This is a genomic window from Streptococcus sp. oral taxon 431 (assembly GCF_023110115.1).
GTDB lineage: Bacteria > Bacillota > Bacilli > Lactobacillales > Streptococcaceae > Streptococcus.
Window position 1 is genome coordinate 18,559 of sequence record NZ_JALDVP010000006.1, and the last position, 16,948, is coordinate 35,506.

Annotated in this window: 15 protein-coding genes and 3 pseudogenes; 16 read left to right on the top strand and 2 right to left on the bottom strand. The window is 40.9% G+C overall.

Annotated features, from left to right (window positions below):
* Positions 1 to 24 precede the first annotated feature (24 nt).
* From M1F91_RS07520 to M1F91_RS07590, 15 genes and pseudogenes are all read left to right on the top strand, one after another.
* Positions 25 to 4,419, top strand: coding sequence for a PolC-type DNA polymerase III (locus tag M1F91_RS07520; RefSeq protein ID WP_247913199.1), 4,395 nt, complete (start codon positions 25 to 27; stop codon positions 4,417 to 4,419).
* Positions 4,420 to 4,459: 40 nt separating this feature from the next.
* Positions 4,460 to 5,134, top strand: a complete 675-nt coding sequence (locus M1F91_RS07525) for a hypothetical protein (protein ID WP_247913200.1) — start codon at positions 4,460 to 4,462, stop codon at positions 5,132 to 5,134.
* Positions 5,135 to 5,147: 13 nt separating this feature from the next.
* Entirely contained in the window at positions 5,148 to 5,300 is a 153-nt protein-coding gene (locus M1F91_RS07530; protein WP_000776623.1) for a hypothetical protein, read from the top strand.
* 20 nt (positions 5,301 to 5,320) lie between these two features.
* On the top strand, positions 5,321 to 6,562 hold the full coding sequence (locus tag M1F91_RS07535; protein WP_247913201.1) for an aminopeptidase: 1,242 nt from the start codon (positions 5,321 to 5,323) through the stop codon (positions 6,560 to 6,562).
* 9 nt (positions 6,563 to 6,571) lie between these two features.
* A pseudogene (locus M1F91_RS07540) lies at positions 6,572 to 6,802 on the top strand (GlsB/YeaQ/YmgE family stress response membrane protein).
* Between the two features lie 141 nt (positions 6,803 to 6,943).
* The gene (locus M1F91_RS07545) at positions 6,944 to 7,852 is read left to right on the top strand and encodes a LysR family transcriptional regulator (RefSeq protein WP_004250738.1); all 909 of its coding nucleotides are present in this window, start codon (positions 6,944 to 6,946) and stop codon (positions 7,850 to 7,852) included.
* A gap of 28 nt (positions 7,853 to 7,880) precedes the next feature.
* Complete coding sequence (gene queA, locus M1F91_RS07550) at positions 7,881 to 8,918, top strand: tRNA preQ1(34) S-adenosylmethionine ribosyltransferase-isomerase QueA (protein WP_247913202.1); 1,038 nt, start codon at positions 7,881 to 7,883, stop codon at positions 8,916 to 8,918.
* Positions 8,919 to 9,104: 186 nt separating this feature from the next.
* The gene (locus M1F91_RS07555) at positions 9,105 to 9,668 is read left to right on the top strand and encodes an ABC transporter substrate-binding protein (protein WP_247913203.1); all 564 of its coding nucleotides are present in this window, start codon (positions 9,105 to 9,107) and stop codon (positions 9,666 to 9,668) included.
* A 74-nt stretch (positions 9,669 to 9,742) separates the two neighbouring features.
* Positions 9,743 to 10,297, top strand: a complete 555-nt coding sequence (locus M1F91_RS07560) for a hypothetical protein (RefSeq protein ID WP_247913245.1) — start codon at positions 9,743 to 9,745, stop codon at positions 10,295 to 10,297.
* Between the two features lie 66 nt (positions 10,298 to 10,363).
* A pseudogene (locus M1F91_RS07565) lies at positions 10,364 to 11,245 on the top strand (hypothetical protein).
* A 77-nt stretch (positions 11,246 to 11,322) separates the two neighbouring features.
* On the top strand, positions 11,323 to 11,982 hold the full coding sequence (locus tag M1F91_RS07570; RefSeq protein ID WP_061863443.1) for a hypothetical protein: 660 nt from the start codon (positions 11,323 to 11,325) through the stop codon (positions 11,980 to 11,982).
* A gap of 48 nt (positions 11,983 to 12,030) precedes the next feature.
* Positions 12,031 to 12,126, top strand: a pseudogene (locus M1F91_RS07575) (beta-carotene 15,15'-monooxygenase); the annotation flags it as partial.
* A 6-nt stretch (positions 12,127 to 12,132) separates the two neighbouring features.
* On the top strand, positions 12,133 to 13,086 hold the full coding sequence (locus tag M1F91_RS07580; protein ID WP_247913204.1) for a hypothetical protein: 954 nt from the start codon (positions 12,133 to 12,135) through the stop codon (positions 13,084 to 13,086).
* A gap of 57 nt (positions 13,087 to 13,143) precedes the next feature.
* Complete coding sequence (locus M1F91_RS07585) at positions 13,144 to 13,677, top strand: thiol-disulfide isomerase (protein WP_074324528.1); 534 nt, start codon at positions 13,144 to 13,146, stop codon at positions 13,675 to 13,677.
* A 164-nt stretch (positions 13,678 to 13,841) separates the two neighbouring features.
* Positions 13,842 to 14,510, top strand: coding sequence for a hypothetical protein (locus tag M1F91_RS07590; protein WP_247913205.1), 669 nt, complete (start codon positions 13,842 to 13,844; stop codon positions 14,508 to 14,510).
* Positions 14,511 to 14,569: 59 nt separating this feature from the next.
* On the opposite strand, the gene M1F91_RS07595 is transcribed toward M1F91_RS07590, so the two are convergent.
* Positions 14,570 to 15,103 (bottom strand): hypothetical protein, encoded by a 534-nt coding sequence (locus M1F91_RS07595; RefSeq protein WP_074324530.1) that lies wholly within the window; start codon positions 15,101 to 15,103, stop codon positions 14,570 to 14,572.
* Positions 15,104 to 15,340: 237 nt separating this feature from the next.
* Here M1F91_RS07595 and M1F91_RS07600 point away from each other — a divergent pair, with 237 nt between their 5' ends.
* On the top strand, positions 15,341 to 15,997 hold the full coding sequence (locus M1F91_RS07600) for a hypothetical protein (RefSeq protein ID WP_247913206.1): 657 nt from the start codon (positions 15,341 to 15,343) through the stop codon (positions 15,995 to 15,997).
* 112 nt (positions 15,998 to 16,109) lie between these two features.
* Here the strand turns inward: M1F91_RS07600 and M1F91_RS07605 are convergent, their stop codons facing one another.
* Positions 16,110 to 16,946, bottom strand: a complete 837-nt coding sequence (locus M1F91_RS07605; protein WP_070458469.1) for an alpha/beta hydrolase — start codon at positions 16,944 to 16,946, stop codon at positions 16,110 to 16,112.
* Positions 16,947 to 16,948 lie beyond the last annotated feature (2 nt).

Below are 16,948 nucleotides of genomic sequence, written 5' to 3' on the forward strand. Positions count from 1 at the left end.
AGGAGTATATTGTGAGGAAAATGGATGTCAACCACTTTTGAAATTTTAATGAATCAGTTGGGTATCCCCGCTGAGATAAGAAATCATGCGGCCTTCTCCCAGGCTGAAATTGAACAAGTTATTGTACACAAACAAAGTAATATTTGGGAGTTTCGTTTTGTATTTGAGAATATCCTCCCCTTTGAACTCTTTTTAGCATTGAAGAAGGGATTGAAAGAAGAATTTTCAAAAACAGGAAATCAAGCGACTTTCGAAATTAAAACGAAAAATCAAGATTTTTCAAGAGAGCTTTTACAGGCCTACTATCGGGAGGCTTTTTCAGATGGCCCTTGTTCTAGTCAAGGCTTTCGGACCATGTATCAGGATTTTCAGGTTCGATGCGAAAATGATCAGTTGATTATTGAGGCCTCTGAAGCAGCAGATACAGAGCATTTCAGAAAAAACCATTTGCCAAATCTTAGCAAACAACTTGAACTCTTTGGTTTTCCTAAGTTTACATGCCATTTAGAGAAAAATGAAGATTTGACAAAGGAAGAGCAGGAAGCTTTCCATTCTGAAAATCAAATGATTGTTCAGACTGCCAATGATGAGACCCTTCGAGCTATGGAACAGTTAGAACAGATGGCACCGCCTCCTCCAGTTGAGGATAAACCTGTCTTTGATTTCCAAGCCAAGAAGGCAGCTGCTAAGCCTAAACTCGACAAGGCAGAGGTAACTCCAATGATTGAGGTCAATACCGAAGAAAATCGACTGGTTTTTGAAGGGGTTGTCTTTGATGTGGAGCATAAAGTGACTAGAACGGGTCGTGTCTTGATTAATTTTAAGATGACGGACTATACGTCTAGTTTCTCCATGCAAAAATGGGTCCGAAACGAAGAGGAAGCTCAGAAGTTTGATATCATCAAGAAAAATTCATGGCTCCGTGTTCGTGGAAATGTCGAGGTCAATAATTTCACACGAGATTTGACCATGAATGTGCAAGATGTGCAGGAAGTAGTCCACTATGAACGTAAGGACTTGATGCCAGAAGGTGAGCGTCGCGTTGAGTTTCATGCCCATACCAACATGTCGACTATGGATGCTCTTCCTGAGGTTGAGGAAATCGTTGGAACAGCAGCAAAATGGGGCCACAAAGCAGTGGCAATCACAGACCACGGCAATGTTCAGTCTTTCCCTCATGGATATAAGGCAACCAAGAAAGCTGGTATTCAGCTCATTTATGGGATGGAAGCCAATATCGTAGAAGACCGTGTTCCTATCGTCTATAACGAAGTGGAGATGGATCTTTCTGAAGCTACTTATGTAGTCTTTGACGTGGAAACGACTGGTCTATCTGCTATCTATAATGACTTGATTCAGGTGGCGGCTTCTAAGATGTATAAGGGCAATATCGTAGCTGAGTTTGATGAATTTGTCAATCCTGGGCACCCCTTATCAGCCTTTACTACGGAATTGACAGGGATTACTGATGACCATGTAAAAAATGCTAAACCCTTGGTTCAAGTTCTGAAAGAATTCCAAGAATTCTGTAAAGATACCGTTCTTGTAGCCCATAATGCAAGCTTTGACGTTGGCTTTATGAATGCCAACTATGAGCGTCACGGTCTTCCAAAAATTACTCAACCTGTCATTGATACGCTAGAGTTCGCTAGAAATCTCTATCCAGAGTACAAGCGACATGGTTTGGGACCCTTGACCAAACGTTTTGGTGTAGCTCTAGAACACCATCATATGGCCAACTATGATGCGGAAGCAACTGGCCGTCTGCTCTTTATCTTTATCAAAGAAGTAGCAGAAAAACATGGTGTGACGGACTTAGCACGATTAAACCTTGATTTAATCAGTCCAGACTCTTATAAAAAAGCTCGAGTCAAGCATGCGACCATCTATGTGAAAAATCAGGTGGGCTTGAAAAACATCTTTAAGCTAGTTTCCCTCTCTAATACCCAGTATTTTGAAGGAGTTCCACGGATTCCACGTACGGTTCTAGATGCCCATCGAGAAGGTTTGATCTTAGGTTCAGCCTGTACGGAAGGGGAAGTCTTTGATGCAGTCGTATCACAAGGTGTAGATGCGGCAGTAGAAGTAGCTAAATACTATGATTTTATCGAGGTGATGCCTCCGGCTATCTATGCACCTCTGATTGCCAAAGAGCAGGTCAAAGATATGGAGGAGCTTCAGACTATTATCAAGAGCTTGATAGAGGTTGGAGAGCGTCTCGGTAAACCAGTTCTTGCGACAGGAAACGTCCACTATATCGAACCTGAGGATGAGATTTATCGCGAGATCATCGTGCGAAGTCTCGGTCAGGGTGCCATGATTAACCGAACTATTGGCCATGGAGAAGCTGCCCAACCAGCTCCGCTACCAAAGGCACATTTTAGAACAACCAATGAAATGTTGGATGAATTTGCCTTTCTAGGAGAAGATTTGGCTCGCAAGATTGTCATTGAAAATACCAACGCCTTGGCAGAAATCTTTGAACCTGTTGAGGTCGTTAAAGGCGACTTGTATACACCTTTCATTGACCAAGCCGAGGAAACGGTTGCCGAGTTAACCTATAAAAAAGCTTTTGAAATCTATGGAAATCCGCTGCCAGATATTGTCGATTTGCGGATTGAAAAAGAACTAACCTCTATTCTGGGGAATGGATTCGCCGTGATTTATCTGGCTTCGCAAATGCTAGTGCACCGTTCAAACGAACGAGGATACTTGGTTGGTTCCCGTGGGTCTGTTGGATCTAGTTTTGTTGCGACTATGATTGGGATTACCGAGGTCAATCCGCTCTCTCCTCACTATGTCTGTGGCCAGTGTCAGTATAGTGAGTTTATCACGGATGGTTCCTACGGTTCAGGATTTGATATGCCAAATAAGGACTGTCCAAACTGTGGCCACAAACTCAGCAAGAATGGCCAGGATATTCCTTTCGAGACCTTCCTTGGTTTTGATGGGGATAAGGTACCTGATATCGATTTGAACTTCTCAGGTGAGGATCAACCGAGCGCCCACTTGGATGTCCGTGATATCTTTGGGGAAGAATATGCCTTCCGTGCAGGAACGGTTGGAACGGTGGCTGCCAAGACCGCCTATGGATTTGTCAAAGGTTACGAGCGTGACTATGGCAAATTCTACCGAGAAGCCGAAGTTGAGCGTCTAGCTCAAGGAGCTGCTGGTGTTAAACGGACGACCGGTCAGCACCCAGGAGGAATCGTTGTTATCCCTAATTATATGGATGTCTATGACTTTACTCCAGTACAGTATCCTGCAGATGATGTAACTGCTGAATGGCAGACCACTCACTTTAACTTCCACGATATCGATGAGAACGTCCTCAAGCTCGATGTCCTTGGACATGATGATCCGACCATGATTCGGAAACTTCAGGACTTGTCAGGTATTGATCCAAATGATATTCCTATGGATGATTCTGATGTCATGGCTCTCTTTTCGGGAACCGATATTCTGGGAGTGACGCCTGAACAAATCGGGACTTCAACTGGTATGCTTGGTATTCCAGAGTTTGGAACTAACTTTGTTCGAGGCATGGTGGATGAAACCCATCCGACGACCTTTGCGGAGTTGCTTCAGCTTTCTGGTTTGTCTCACGGGACAGACGTATGGTTGGGAAATGCCCAGGATTTGATTAAAACTGGAATTGCGGACCTATCAACCGTTATCGGATGTCGGGATGACATCATGGTTTACCTCATGCACGCAGGTTTAGAACCTAAGATGGCCTTTACCATCATGGAGCGAGTGCGTAAGGGATTATGGCTTAAAATCTCAGAAGAAGAGCGCAATGGTTATATCGAAGCCATGAAGGCCAATAATGTGCCTGAGTGGTATATCGAATCTTGTGGAAAAATCAAGTACATGTTCCCTAAAGCCCATGCGGCAGCCTACGTTATGATGGCCCTTCGTGTAGCCTACTTCAAGGTTCACCATCCGATTTATTATTACTGTGCTTACTTCTCCATCCGTGCTAAGGCCTTTGATATCAAGACCATGGGTGCAGGCTTGGATGCCATCAAACGAAAGATGCAAGAAATTGCTGAAAAGCGTAAGAACAATGAAGCTTCCAACGTAGAAATTGACCTCTACACAACACTTGAAATCGTCAATGAGATGTGGGAACGTGGCTTTAAGTTTGGTAAATTGGACCTATATCGCAGTGATGCGACTGAATTCATCATCGATGGAGATACTCTCATCCCACCGTTTGTCGCTATGGATGGACTAGGAGAGAACGTTGCCAAGCAACTGGTTCGTGCCCGTCAAGAGGGAGAATTCCTCTCTAAAACAGAACTCCGCAAACGTGGAGGACTCTCATCAACCTTGGTTGAAAAGATGGATGAAATGGGCATTCTCGGCAATATGCCAGAGGATAATCAGTTGAGTTTGTTTGATGATTTGTTTTAATAGTTTGAAATGTCTTGTGTAGATTTGAGGTTGGCTAATAATGCTAAAGAAAAATAGAGCAACACCCTGGAAATCAGGGAAAGTTATTTCTATATGTTTAAGAAATGGCGTTTATATCTTAGCGCAAATGGTGCGAGAACCCTATCTAGTATTTTTTAACCATTTTAATGAGGAAAATAACTGGAAGGGAGTGACCTTGAAAGAGGAGGATATCCTCTTTTGTAAGGCTGTTACTCGCCAGTTTCTACGCTATAGTCCTGTAGCGATTATCAAAGAAGTGAACCCCCTTTTAGATTATGAACTGCCTAAAGAATGGATTTATAGTCATATTGGAGGGCATAATATTACTATTTCGGTAAAGGGAAGGGAGCGCCAAGTAGTTGGTTTTGGTCAACGCTGTTCTTTGGTTCTGGCGGATAAGGACAGTGGACAACCAGAAGATAATCCACTTATGGGACTTTTCCAAGCCTATATCATACCAGATATCAAAGAAAAAGATTGGGATCGGGTAGGTCAGGCTGAACTTATGTCTATTGAAGTATTTCCAACACTTAACGAACGCCTCTATCTTTGCTTTCTTTATGGAAAAAATATAAATCCAGAACAAGATATCTCTTTAGGAAAGCCCCTGCTTGATGACTATGAAACCTATATAGATATCCTTACAAATAGTCCAGAGGCACGACATCTCTATCTAGGAGAGTACGAAGAATAAGAAAGGGCATTTCATGAAACTAAGAATTTTTGCGGAAGACAAGCCGGCTGAGAAGGTGTTTGAGTATCAATTAGACCTTGCTGATCAGACAATTCTTCTATCGACAGCACTCTTGTCTGGTGCTATTGCTTTAGCAGGATTATTTTCTGCTTTGAAAGAAAAATAAAAATAGAAAAGAGAAACAAGATGGTTTTACCAAATTTTAAAGAAAATCTAGAAAAATACGCTAAGCTTTTGGTTGCAAACGGAGTGAACGTGCAACCTGGTCATACCTTAGCTCTCTCTATTGATGTGGAGCAACGTGAGTTGGCTCACTTAATCGTCAAAGAAGCCTATGCACTTGGAGCGCACGAAGTTATCGTTCAATGGGCAGATGACTTTGTAAACCGTGAGAAATTCCTTCACGCGCCGATGGAGCGTTTGGACAATGTGCCAGAATACAAGATTGCTGAGATGAACTACCTACTTGAAAATAAAGCAAGTCGTCTCGGTGTTCGTTCTTCTGACCCGGGTGCCTTGAACGGAGTAGATGCTGAAAAGCTTTCTGCTTCTGCAAAAGCTATGGGAATTGCTATGAAGCCAATGCGTATCGCAACTCAATCTAACAAGGTTAGCTGGACTGTAGCAGCCGCTGCTGGACTTGAGTGGGCTAAGAAGGTCTTTCCAAATGCTGCGAGCGACGAAGAAGCAGTGGACCTCCTTTGGGACCAAATCTTCAAGACTTGCCGTGTCTACGAAGAAGATCCAGTTAAGGCTTGGGAAGAACATGCTGCTATCCTCAAGAGCAAGGCGGAAATGCTCAACAAAGAGCAATTCTCAGCGCTTCACTACACTGCTCCTGGAACAGACTTGACACTTGGCTTGCCTAAGAACCATGTGTGGGAATCTGCCGGAGCTATCAATGCTCAAGGCGAAGGTTTCTTGCCAAATATGCCAACAGAAGAGGTCTTTACAGCCCCTGATTTCCGTCGCGCAGATGGTTATGTAACGTCTACAAAACCTCTTAGCTACAATGGAAATATCATCGAAGGCATCAAGGTGACCTTTGAAAATGGTCAAATCGTTGATATCACAGCTGAAAAGGGTGACCTGGTTATGAAGGACCTTGTCTTTAAGAATGCTGGTGCGCGTGCCTTGGGTGAATGTGCCTTGGTACCAGATCCAAGCCCAATTTCACAGTCAGGTATTACCTTCTTTAACACTCTTTTCGATGAAAATGCTTCTAACCACTTAGCTATCGGTGCAGCCTATGCAACGAGCGTTGTTGGTGGAGCAGAGATGAGCGAAGAAGAGCTGGAAGCTGCAGGGCTCAACCGTTCAGACGTTCACGTTGACTTTATGATTGGTTCTAACCAAATGGATATCGATGGTATCCGTGAGGATGGAACACGCGTACCACTCTTCCGCAATGGAGATTGGGCAATTTAAGGAGAAACTATGATTGGAAGTATGTTTGTCGGTCTTTTGATCGGACTATTAGCAGGAGCTATCACCAATCGTGGAGAACGGATGGGATGCTTCGGGAAAATGTTTCTCGGCTAGATTGGTGCCTTTTTAGGACAATTACTCTTTGGTGCTTGGGGGCCAAGCCTAAACGGTACAGCCATTATCCCATCAGTTTTAGGAGCCATGATTTTGTTAGCCATCTTCTGGGAAAGAGGAAGCTAAGTTTCGATTTGAAAGCTTATTTAACTATAAAGATAAAAAGAGGTTGGAACTGTTCCGACCTCTTTTAAGATTCACAAAGGATAATGGGACTTGCAGTGACTGGTTCTTTTTATATTGCGTCAAGTATGGTACAATAAAAATATGAGAATTCAACAATTACACTATATTATCAAAATCGTAGAGACTGGTTCCATGAATGAGGCTGCCAAGCAACTTTTCATTACTCAGCCTTCTCTATCAAATGCCGTTCGTGATTTAGAAAATGAGATGGGAATTGAGATTTTTATCCGAAATCCTAAGGGGATTACCCTTACACGTGATGGGATGGAGTTTTTATCCTATGCCCGTCAGGTTGTCGAGCAAACGCAACTTCTAGAAGAACGCTATAAGAACCCAATCGCTCATCGCGAGCTTTTTAGTGTGTCTTCGCAGCACTATGCCTTTGTGGTCAATGCTTTTGTTTCCTTGCTTAAGAAAAGCGATATGGAAAAGTACGAGCTTTTTTTGCGTGAGACGAGAACTTGGGAGATTATCGATGATGTCAAGAACTTCCGAAGTGAAGTGGGAGTTCTCTTTTTAAATAGCTATAATCGGGACGTTCTTTCGAAGATGTTGGATGACAACCATCTGGTTGCCCACCATCTCTTTACAGCCCAACCCCATATCTTTGTCAGCAAGACTAACCCTCTTGCTAAAAGAGACAAGGTGCAGTTGGCAGACCTAGAAGACTTTCCATACTTAAGTTATGACCAAGGTACCCATAATTCCTTCTATTTCTCAGAGGAGATTTTGTCTCAGGAACACCACAAGAAATCCATCGTGGTTAGTGACCGTGCGACCTTGTTCAATCTCTTGATTGGTTTGGACGGCTATACCATCGCGACTGGTATCCTCAATAGTAATCTCAATGGAGACAATATCGTTTCGATTCCACTTGATATTGATGATCCCATTGAACTGGTTTATATCCAGCATGAGAAAACTAGCTTGTCTAAGATGGGTGAACGCTTCATCGAGTACCTACTTGAAGAAGTTCGCTTTGATAAGTAATTTGAATAAATGAGAAGAGAAAAGAAGAATGACGACATTAAATACAAATGATTTTGATTTTCACTTGCCAGAGGAATTGATTGCTCAGACTCCTCTGGAAAAGCGCGATGCCTCTAAACTCTTGATGGTCAATCGCCAGACTGGAGAATTTCAAGATCGACACTTTCACTCCATTATTGAAATGCTAGAGCCAGGTGATGCCCTGGTTATGAATGATACCCGTGTCTTGCCAGCTCGACTTCATGGTCAAAAAGAAGAAACAGGGGGCCATGTTGAACTCTTGCTTTTGAAAAATACAGCAGGAGACGAATGGGAAGTCTTGGCTAAACCTGCCAAACGTCTCAAGGTCGGCACCCGTGTTATCTTTGGTGATGGTCGACTTAGCGCAGTCGTGACTGAGGAATTAACTCATGGTGGCCGTATTGTCCGTTTTGAGTATGAAGGAATTTTCCTAGAAGTACTTGAAAGTCTTGGAGAAATGCCTTTGCCTCCTTATATCCATGAAAAATTGGATGACCGTGAACGTTACCAGACAGTCTATGCCAAGGAGAGTGGATCAGCAGCTGCTCCAACTGCAGGGCTACATTTTACCAAAGAATTACTAGAAGAAATCCAGCAAAAAGGCGTTCATCTAGTCTACCTGACCTTGCACGTTGGACTTGGGACCTTTAGACCTGTTTCAGTAGATAATCTGGATGAGCACGAGATGCACTCAGAGTTTTACCAATTGTCTGAGGAAGCAGCAGCGACCTTGCGTCAGGTCAAGGAAAATGGTGGTCGTGTCATTGCTGTGGGGACAACCTCTATCCGTACGCTAGAGACTATCGGAAGCAAGTTTGACGGCCAAATCCAGGCCGACTCTGGCTGGACCAATATCTTTATCAAACCGGGCTATGACTGGAAGGTGGTGGATGCTTTTTCTACTAATTTCCATTTGCCGAAGTCTACCTTGGTCATGCTTGTCTCAGCTTTTGCAGGCCGTGGATTGGTCCTCCAAGCCTACCAACATGCTATCGATGAAAAATACCGTTTCTTTAGCTTTGGCGATGCCATGTTTATCTACTAAAAAACGAGCAAATCAAAACTAGAAATAAAAGGGCTAATTCCTACTTGGATTAGCCTTTTTTCGATATATGATAGCTGTTGAATTAAAAGCAAATAAATGATACACTGAAGACTATGATACAGCCGTCAAATATATGCAAAATCTGACGAGCTACTTTTATCTGAGTCTATTTCAAAGGAGATTTTTATGAAAAACAAAACATTGCGTTATACGAGCCTATCAGTCCTGACCTTGTTGACTGCCTTGACCTTGGTTGCCTGTGGTGGAAAGACTGACAAGAATACGTCATCTTCAAACCAAAAGGAGACAACAAGCAAGGTGATTACAGAGTCCGCAAGTAAAACTGAAGCAGGCCAAAAAGAGGAGCAGAAGTCAGAAACAAATAGTGCGGCAGAAGCTACAACCACTCAAGCAGAACAAAAGGAAGATAAGCAAAAATCACAAGAGGCTTACGCTAAGTTTGTAGGGACTTGGGAAAACTACGCGGGAACAACTGCAACAGTCACAGCAGATGGGATTGTAACAATCCAAAGTGCAAATGGAACCTTTAAATACGAGATGGGTCAAGTAGAGGAAAAAGATGGCTACTACTCAACAGGTATTCATCTTGTCGGTGGTGGACAAGGTGCACGACTGATCTTTACCCCAGCTGGAATCCCAAATGAAGTGACAGGTACAGACGGTAGTCAAGATGTCTTGTCTATCGGTCAATCAGTGAGCGATAAAGATAACCAATTTTACCGTAACTAAGAAGATCAATCAGAAGTAAGGGTGGAGAAATGTCCTTGCTTTCTAATCAATTTTAAAAGGAGTATAAAATGAGTATGACTTTTGTTGTTTTCTTTATCATCTTTATGTTACTAATCTTTGTTTTTGTAGCAGGGATTGTTTATTGGGCTATTAGCCACGCCAATAAAAATAACAATGAATATCTAGCCTTTGCAACTGCGCACGGATATCAATTTGACCAAGCTCAAGGTAGAGACAACTATAGGGATTACTCAAGCAGAACGATGTCTAGTACGCTTACTATAACCCCTACCCAAAGTCCCTATGTAGAAAAATATGCCAATTTTAGCCATTATCCTTTTGGGTGTGGACATGAGAGAAAAGTTGCCTATGTCATCTCTGGTAACTACAAGGGGAAACAATTCCGGGCTTTCACTTATCATTTTAGAGGCAATGCAATCGAGGGTACAGGAACAGGTGGTGTCATTAATATTGTCATGATTGAATGCCCAGATACACCAAAAGGTCAGCTTTCAGAGCAAGTTTTCTACGAAAATGGATTTCTTTGTGAATATCAACATGGAAACCTAAACGTGGAAACCATTCATGATCGAGTGAACCAACTAGGAAATATTGCTCAAGATTTATAATTTTTTCATTTTTTATCTCTCTTTGGGAAAAAATCTATCAATTGTGTCATAAAATTGGAGGAGTCAATGGAGAAAAAATCCCTTTTTTAGGCAAGTTTTGAAGAGAGTCTAAACCTTGAAGATGATGGTTTTAGAAAGTTACAGCAAGAGCAACATGATAAGACTGCGAAATTTTTTAAGAATGGCCATGCTTCCCTTTGGTTTCGCATTAGAAGTTTTATTTTAAGCCTTATTTTTCCTGTCGGCTTTAACTTTATCTTGCTGGCTATCTCTATGGAGTTCCATGAAAGTGATACGTTGACCCTTCCAATAGCTAAGCACGAGTCTTTAACAGTAATTGTTTTTCTGATTTTACTTATTATCTGGTTATCCTTGGTTGTGATTGGAAAATTTATTAAACGAACGTACTTATTACCGTATCGTTATCAGTTTCATGCTTTTACATTTATGATTTGGTTCTTATTGGAAATGGATCTAATATTTTTAGACTTTCTGCTAGCAAATTTGGCCTCTTGGGAAATTATTGGTATAGTTGGTTTCATTGTGATGATTATTTACTGGATGTTTAATATTGAGCTAGCGGGGTTAAGGAAACTCATGTATGGTGAGGTGTTGAAAGAGACATTTCGGAATAAGGTTGCAAAAATGATTACTCTCTATGGTATGGGGATTTTAGGAGTAGCTATGATCGTAAAGCATCTTTTGGGATTCTTTGAAATAGATATTTTAAACTCAATAAAAGGCTTTGGCTTTTTGCTGTTATGGATTTTTTGTAACTTTGTATTGTTCGCAATCGTTATTTTTATCGGTTTTCCTTATTTCCTCCATGCCTATTATAAGTGGAAATACCCAGAAGAATACCGTGAGTGGGAGGGCCAGTCTGTCGAAGAATGGTATGGGAAGGCCTACTTGAAGAATCATCCAGAGCTCTTGGGAAAAGATACTTGAGAAGATTAAAAATCAAGCTAGGTTTAGATAAGGCCATCATTTCAGGAAGATCAGTTGGTTAGAGGAGAAAGACAAGCATGCTTTTTAGGAAAGTGATTTATATAGGGGAGAGCGAAGGTCAGGCTATTTATGTCCATGTCGATGAGCCACGAAATCCTCTAGCAGCTCCTAAAAGTAAATTTTTAGATACTGAGGCATCTCGTGGAAATCGAAAACACATTGTCTGGTTGATTTGTGGCCTTTTAGGATTTAGTAGCATCATGCAGCTTTTTCCGGCAACGCGCTTTTTTACAGGTGTCTATAGCTATGGAACTCTGATTTATTTTCTACTAACTTGGTTGCTGGAAGCCATTTTACTATTGGTGGTCGTGGAGCGAGCACTCTACAAAAATGTTTCCCTAGCGGAGGCTACCAGCAAGGAAAACTTCAGAAGAGCCGTCGATAGCAATCTCTTTTGGAATAATTTTTCAGATAAGAAGGTTACCCTTGGCAAGAAGCTAATTGCTTGGGTTTTCACAGTCTTTATGGCTGTCATGGGCTTAGCTGGTCCGATTTCTATCTTCTCCATGCTCGTTTTAAAGATGATGGGAACACCAATCGGCAGTGAGCTATTCCCTTTAAGCCTGATGGGGATTTTGCCGGCTGTCGCAGCTCTATTGCTGTGGCAAAATAATATGATTCGATGGCTGAAGGCAGTTGAACGGTACAGAAATAGTAGAGTTAAGAAGGAAATATAACAAAGGAAATAGAAAGAGGTAAAGATGTTTTTTTTAGGACGTCGTCTGGAATACAAAGAATATCTGGGAATTAGCGACCGCGAATGGTACAGCAAACGCTATTATAAGAAGTTAATCAAAAGCGGTCAGCTAGAAGAGGAGTAGTGGGATATGAACCGTCAGTCAGAAGAATTAAATAAGGAATATTTTCAAGCGCTGGGTTCCACGCGAGCTTCTGTTAGAATGTTGAGTTTGGCCTGGGCTGGTTTGTTTGTATTGAGCATCGACCTGACTCACGTATACTTTTTTATCAAGGAGGAATTCACAGTAGATCCCTTTTCTAATGTCCCTTTTCTTTTTCTATGTCTCCTTCTATTGCTCATGCTGGGCTGTCAGATTATGTCATTCAGCAAGACATTCATCTATAAACATCAACTCTTTAGTACTGCGATGCTCTTTGTACTAATCAATGGGATTCATCTTTCATTGGTTTTAATGGATTATATCCTCACTATTTTAACGAATGAGGTTCTAAAAAATTCGCTGATCTACTCGCTGATTTATTGGTTAAGTTCCATTGGTTTATTCATGGGGTTAATTGTTTATAATGCCAGTTGGTTAAAAAAGCAACTAAGAAAAGGATTTTCAGAAAAACGAACAACTGCTAACTATATAGCCTTTTCAGGTGTTTACAGTAAACCATCCCTTTGGATTATTCTAGGAGTTACTTTGTTAGGCGGAGGATTGGCTAGTTTATCCGGTTATTATTTGCAAACATTTGGGATTGTGAGCAATATAGTGTTTATTTCAGCTTTTTCAAGATTAATCGTCGAAGTTGGTTATCTACTTTATCTAAGAAGTAAGGATAAGACCTATTGGGAAGAAGTACCTAAGGAAACCAAGAGTCAGTCCTTTTTGAAAACCATAGACCTTAAAAAGGCCAAGCACCGCTTAACTACAGAAGTTGTCTTATTTTTGACTCTTGCAGTAAGTTTGAAGATACTTAAGATAAATGTTGAAAATAGCCCGATTTGGCTTATATGGACAATAAGAACTTTTGGTTATTCAATTCTTTTGGATACCACTATTAGTTTTATTTATTATCAGATTAAAAAGAAGAGATAGAGAGAAAGAAGAATCAGAAAGCCTTCTTTGACTATTTAGAAAGAGGTGGTAAGATCAATGTTAGATAAAATGAAACAGTTTAAGTGGTTGATAATAGTATCTTTTATCTTATTAGTCATTCCTTTGTATCTCACTTTTAAAAATTCTCAAGAATCTAGTACTCTAAAAACAGCTTTTGAAAAACAGGATAGAGTCGAAGTTCTTCATTATTTAATGGCCTCGGAAAAGTATGCATCTCAAATACGTAAAGCGGGATACATTATTCCATCTGATGGTGCCATTCGTCTAGATGGAGTCATTTATCCACTTGAAATAGAAGGAGATGTACATTTGAAAATCAGTCCTCCTCAGAAAGATGCAAAAGATTTTCAGTTATTTTTCGTTACACAAGTTAATGATAAACAAACATATGTAGCTTTCGTGTTAGATAAAGACCTTAATTTAATTTATTCTAACTATTCTCAGGATAACGACAGTGGAAAAAGAGAAGGAGTCTCTATCTCGCAATCCGAAGAAGATCGTTTGTTGAAAATTGTTCGAGGAGAGATTGATGGCTTCATGGAAAATATGTATCGGATCTTATATGCCTAAGTATAGATATAGGTACTGCTAAAAGTAAGCTCTTAAATACAGATGTTGCGCGTGGAAATCGAAAACACATTGTCTGGTTGATCCGATGGCTGAAGTCAGTTGAACGGTACAGAAATAGTCGAGTTAAGAAGTAAATATAACAAAGGAAATAGAAAGAGGTCAATATGTTTTTTCTTAGACGCCGTCGTGTCTTTATCGGCGAATGTGATGGTCAAGCGGTCTATTATGACCAAAAGACGAGAGAGGCTTTAGCCGCTCCCAAGAGTATCCTACTCAATACTGAAGGGGCTCGGAAGACCAACGCCTATATTCCTGAATTGGTGATTTTCTTCATGGCTGGTGGAACGGGTGGCTTTGGGTTCCTTGCAGCTATGAGTATCGGGGTCTATAACTGGACCAGTTTGACCTTTATCCTATTATTTTGGTTGGCTGAGTTTTTGTTTATGGTTGCTTTACTCGAACGAGCTCTATATAAAAATGTACGCAAGGCCCAGCCGACGACAGAAAAGATCTTTTACTATGCGGCTTCTCATAACCTGATGGTGGGGGAAGAAAACTTTGATCCTGCTAAGTTGTCTACTAAAATCTTCCGAATCGTTCGTTTTCTAATAGTTGCCACTAATATCTACTTGTTATATGTTTTTTATAGCTATACTCAAAAATTTGGTCAGGAAATAGAACTAGGTTATGAATTCTGGGTAGCTGGATTAGTAATCTTTGCACTCGTGTTAGTGTATAACCAAAACAATCCAGTTCGCTTTGTGAAGATTATGAAATTATATAGCCAAGGGAAAATGCTCTTTAAGAAAGAACAGGATGAAAGCGGAGTGTAGCATGTGGTAAATCGCTAACAACACAAAAAGCCCTACAACAGGGCTTTTTTTATTGCTTTCTAATATAAGAAATCAATGCCGTAGTTTTCTTTTAGATAGGTCGCCAACTCGGCTTTTTCTTCCTCTCTAAATCGACAGAGGCTAAGGGCGAGACGCAATATCAGAACACTTGTATCGATGATGACGTTTGACTTAGAGATATCTTCTAGCTGGGTCACCTCTCTCAGGTCAAAATCTAAATAGCAAGCCTTGCTGTTGACATGGTCGGGGTCACTGACATCCACTTCAACATACGATGCTCGCAACAATTCTTCTTTTGGGATGAAGATTTCTTTTGAGAAGAATAACCCGGGATAGACATAAATACCTTCAAAGGTGAATTCAAAGGAGAGCCTACGACTAGAAAGTCTTTTGATGCCTGCAATCGTTGAATAGATAGCAGCGAAAAAGAGTATGGTTGGAACCACAGTGAGAAGACTAAGCTGGGAAAAGTCGATCAATCCATGCGCGAGGAAAAAGAAAAATTGAAAGAATACACCCGCTGCAAAGACTAGATAGCCGACACCGACAAATTTTGAATAATAGATTTTCATAAAACCTCCAAATATAGAATTGTACTCACTAACGCTTTTTCAGTAGAAGTCGTAAAGAACATGCAGAGTTAAAATTCTAGGTATTCCCATCATATCCTATGGAGCGAAGTTCTGTCAACCTTTTAGCAAGATGTAGCTCTTAGCTATTCTATGACCTAGTAAGTTGGTTTATGGTATACTAGGATAATAAAATTCCAAAATTTGAAGACTTGTTTTCATAAATAGAAAGAGGTATGTATGTTTTTTCTCGGACGCCGTCGTGTCTTTATCGGCGAATGTGATGGACAGGCTGTTTATTATGACCAAAAGACAGGAGAGGCTCTAGCTGCTCCAAAGAGTAGGTTGCTCAATACTGAAAAAGCTGGTGACACGAATGCCTTTATTCCTCAATTGGTAATTCTCTTACTAGCAGGTGGGCCTGCAATTTCGGGCTTCTTTTCCCTCAAGTTTATTGGTGTCTATAACTGGTTTAGTCTAGCTTGTATTTTTCTATTTTGGTTGATGCAGTTTTTCTCGCTGGTTGCTTTACTTGAACGAGCACTCTATAAAAATGTTCGCAGAGCACAGCCGACGACAGAGAAAGCCTTTTACTATGCCGCATCTCATAATTTGTTTGTGAAAAACCAGTTTGATCCTAGACAACTGTCTGCTTTACCTTTTCGATTTGCTCGCTTTGTAGTAAATATAGTGTCCATCTTTTATTTTTTGTATTTCTTGACTCTTCCTCTAAAATTTGGTCAACCAATTAATGAAAGCTATGGTTTGTGGTTTGCTGGCTTGTTATTCTTTACAATTTTTCTTATGTATAACCAAAACAATGCGGTTCGCTTTGTGAAGATTATGCGATTATATAGCCAAGGGAAAGTACGATTTAAGGAAGAAGTGGAAAATTGAGAAACTATCTTTTGGGATAGCCCCTAAATACTTAGATAAACAAAAAAGCCTTGATACAAGGCTTTTTCCTGTGCCATCCGTAGCACCTGTTATTAGAATGGTTTTGACCATATTAGTCCTCCAAGAAAGCAATGAGTTCTTTTGAAAACTCTTCTGCATATTGGAAAATCGAACCGTGACCAGCATGTGGATAGATGATGAGTTTACTATCTTTTATTTTCTCATGCATATCATAAGAATTTTCTGTTGGAACCTGCATATCCTTATCCCCGTTGACGATTAAGATTGGTTGGGTGATAAATCTTAGGTCGTCTTGAGAATCTTTCCCCCAACGTTTAATAGCTTTGAGTTGAGTCAAGAAACCAGGGACACTCATGTCTTTGTCCGCAAATTCCTTGGTTCGCATCCCCATTCGTCCGAGAACTTTCAAAGCTTCGATTTTTCCTTGCTCATCATGGTTATAGAAGATGTAGCGTCTAGGATCGATGCGTTCGAGTCCAGCTTTAAACATATAGTTAAATGTTTTCCCTGTGACCTTATCGACCTCTTTTCCACCTCGAGGTCCTGTTCCTGCCAAGATGAGACGGTTGATCAAATCAGGCTTGATTCGAACCATTTCTTGGGCAATCATGCCTCCCATGGAAAGGCCAAGGAGATTGATTTTATCGTAACCAAGGGCTTTTACAAAGGCAATTGTTTGCTCAGCCATTCCAGGAATGGTTGGCGCCACTTTGCCTTGGCTGGCTCCGATACCAGGAAGGTCGACCACAATCACATGGTGTTTTTCAGCAATCAAGTCCAAGAGTTTTGGATCCCAGTTGTCGAGGGTTGCTGCCAAATGGACCAGCATCAGAAGAGGTAATTTTGATTTGCCTTTGCTGAGTTCGCGATAGGCGATTTTGTTCCCGTCGACAGTGATGTATTGAGTTTTAGTTGTAAGATATGACATTG

Coding starts and splice junctions, on each gene's coding strand:
- M1F91_RS07525 (WP_247913200.1), top strand. CDS start 4,460: ATGCTAAAGAAAAATAGAGCAACACCCTGGAAATCAGGGAAAGTTATT.
- M1F91_RS07570 (WP_061863443.1), top strand. CDS start 11,323: ATGCTTTTTAGGAAAGTGATTTATATAGGGGAGAGCGAAGGTCAGGCT.
- M1F91_RS07605 (WP_070458469.1), bottom strand. CDS start 16,946: ATGTCATATCTTACAACTAAAACTCAATACATCACTGTCGACGGGAAC.
- M1F91_RS07555 (WP_247913203.1), top strand. CDS start 9,105: ATGAAAAACAAAACATTGCGTTATACGAGCCTATCAGTCCTGACCTTG.
- M1F91_RS07590 (WP_247913205.1), top strand. CDS start 13,842: ATGTTTTTTCTTAGACGCCGTCGTGTCTTTATCGGCGAATGTGATGGT.
- M1F91_RS07530 (WP_000776623.1), top strand. CDS start 5,148: ATGAAACTAAGAATTTTTGCGGAAGACAAGCCGGCTGAGAAGGTGTTT.
- M1F91_RS07585 (WP_074324528.1), top strand. CDS start 13,144: ATGTTAGATAAAATGAAACAGTTTAAGTGGTTGATAATAGTATCTTTT.
- queA (WP_247913202.1), top strand. CDS start 7,881: ATGACGACATTAAATACAAATGATTTTGATTTTCACTTGCCAGAGGAA.
- M1F91_RS07560 (WP_247913245.1), top strand. CDS start 9,743: ATGACTTTTGTTGTTTTCTTTATCATCTTTATGTTACTAATCTTTGTT.
- M1F91_RS07595 (WP_074324530.1), bottom strand. CDS start 15,103: ATGAAAATCTATTATTCAAAATTTGTCGGTGTCGGCTATCTAGTCTTT.
- M1F91_RS07600 (WP_247913206.1), top strand. CDS start 15,341: ATGTTTTTTCTCGGACGCCGTCGTGTCTTTATCGGCGAATGTGATGGA.
- M1F91_RS07520 (WP_247913199.1), top strand. CDS start 25: ATGTCAACCACTTTTGAAATTTTAATGAATCAGTTGGGTATCCCCGCT.
- M1F91_RS07545 (WP_004250738.1), top strand. CDS start 6,944: ATGAGAATTCAACAATTACACTATATTATCAAAATCGTAGAGACTGGT.
- M1F91_RS07580 (WP_247913204.1), top strand. CDS start 12,133: ATGAACCGTCAGTCAGAAGAATTAAATAAGGAATATTTTCAAGCGCTG.
- M1F91_RS07535 (WP_247913201.1), top strand. CDS start 5,321: ATGGTTTTACCAAATTTTAAAGAAAATCTAGAAAAATACGCTAAGCTT.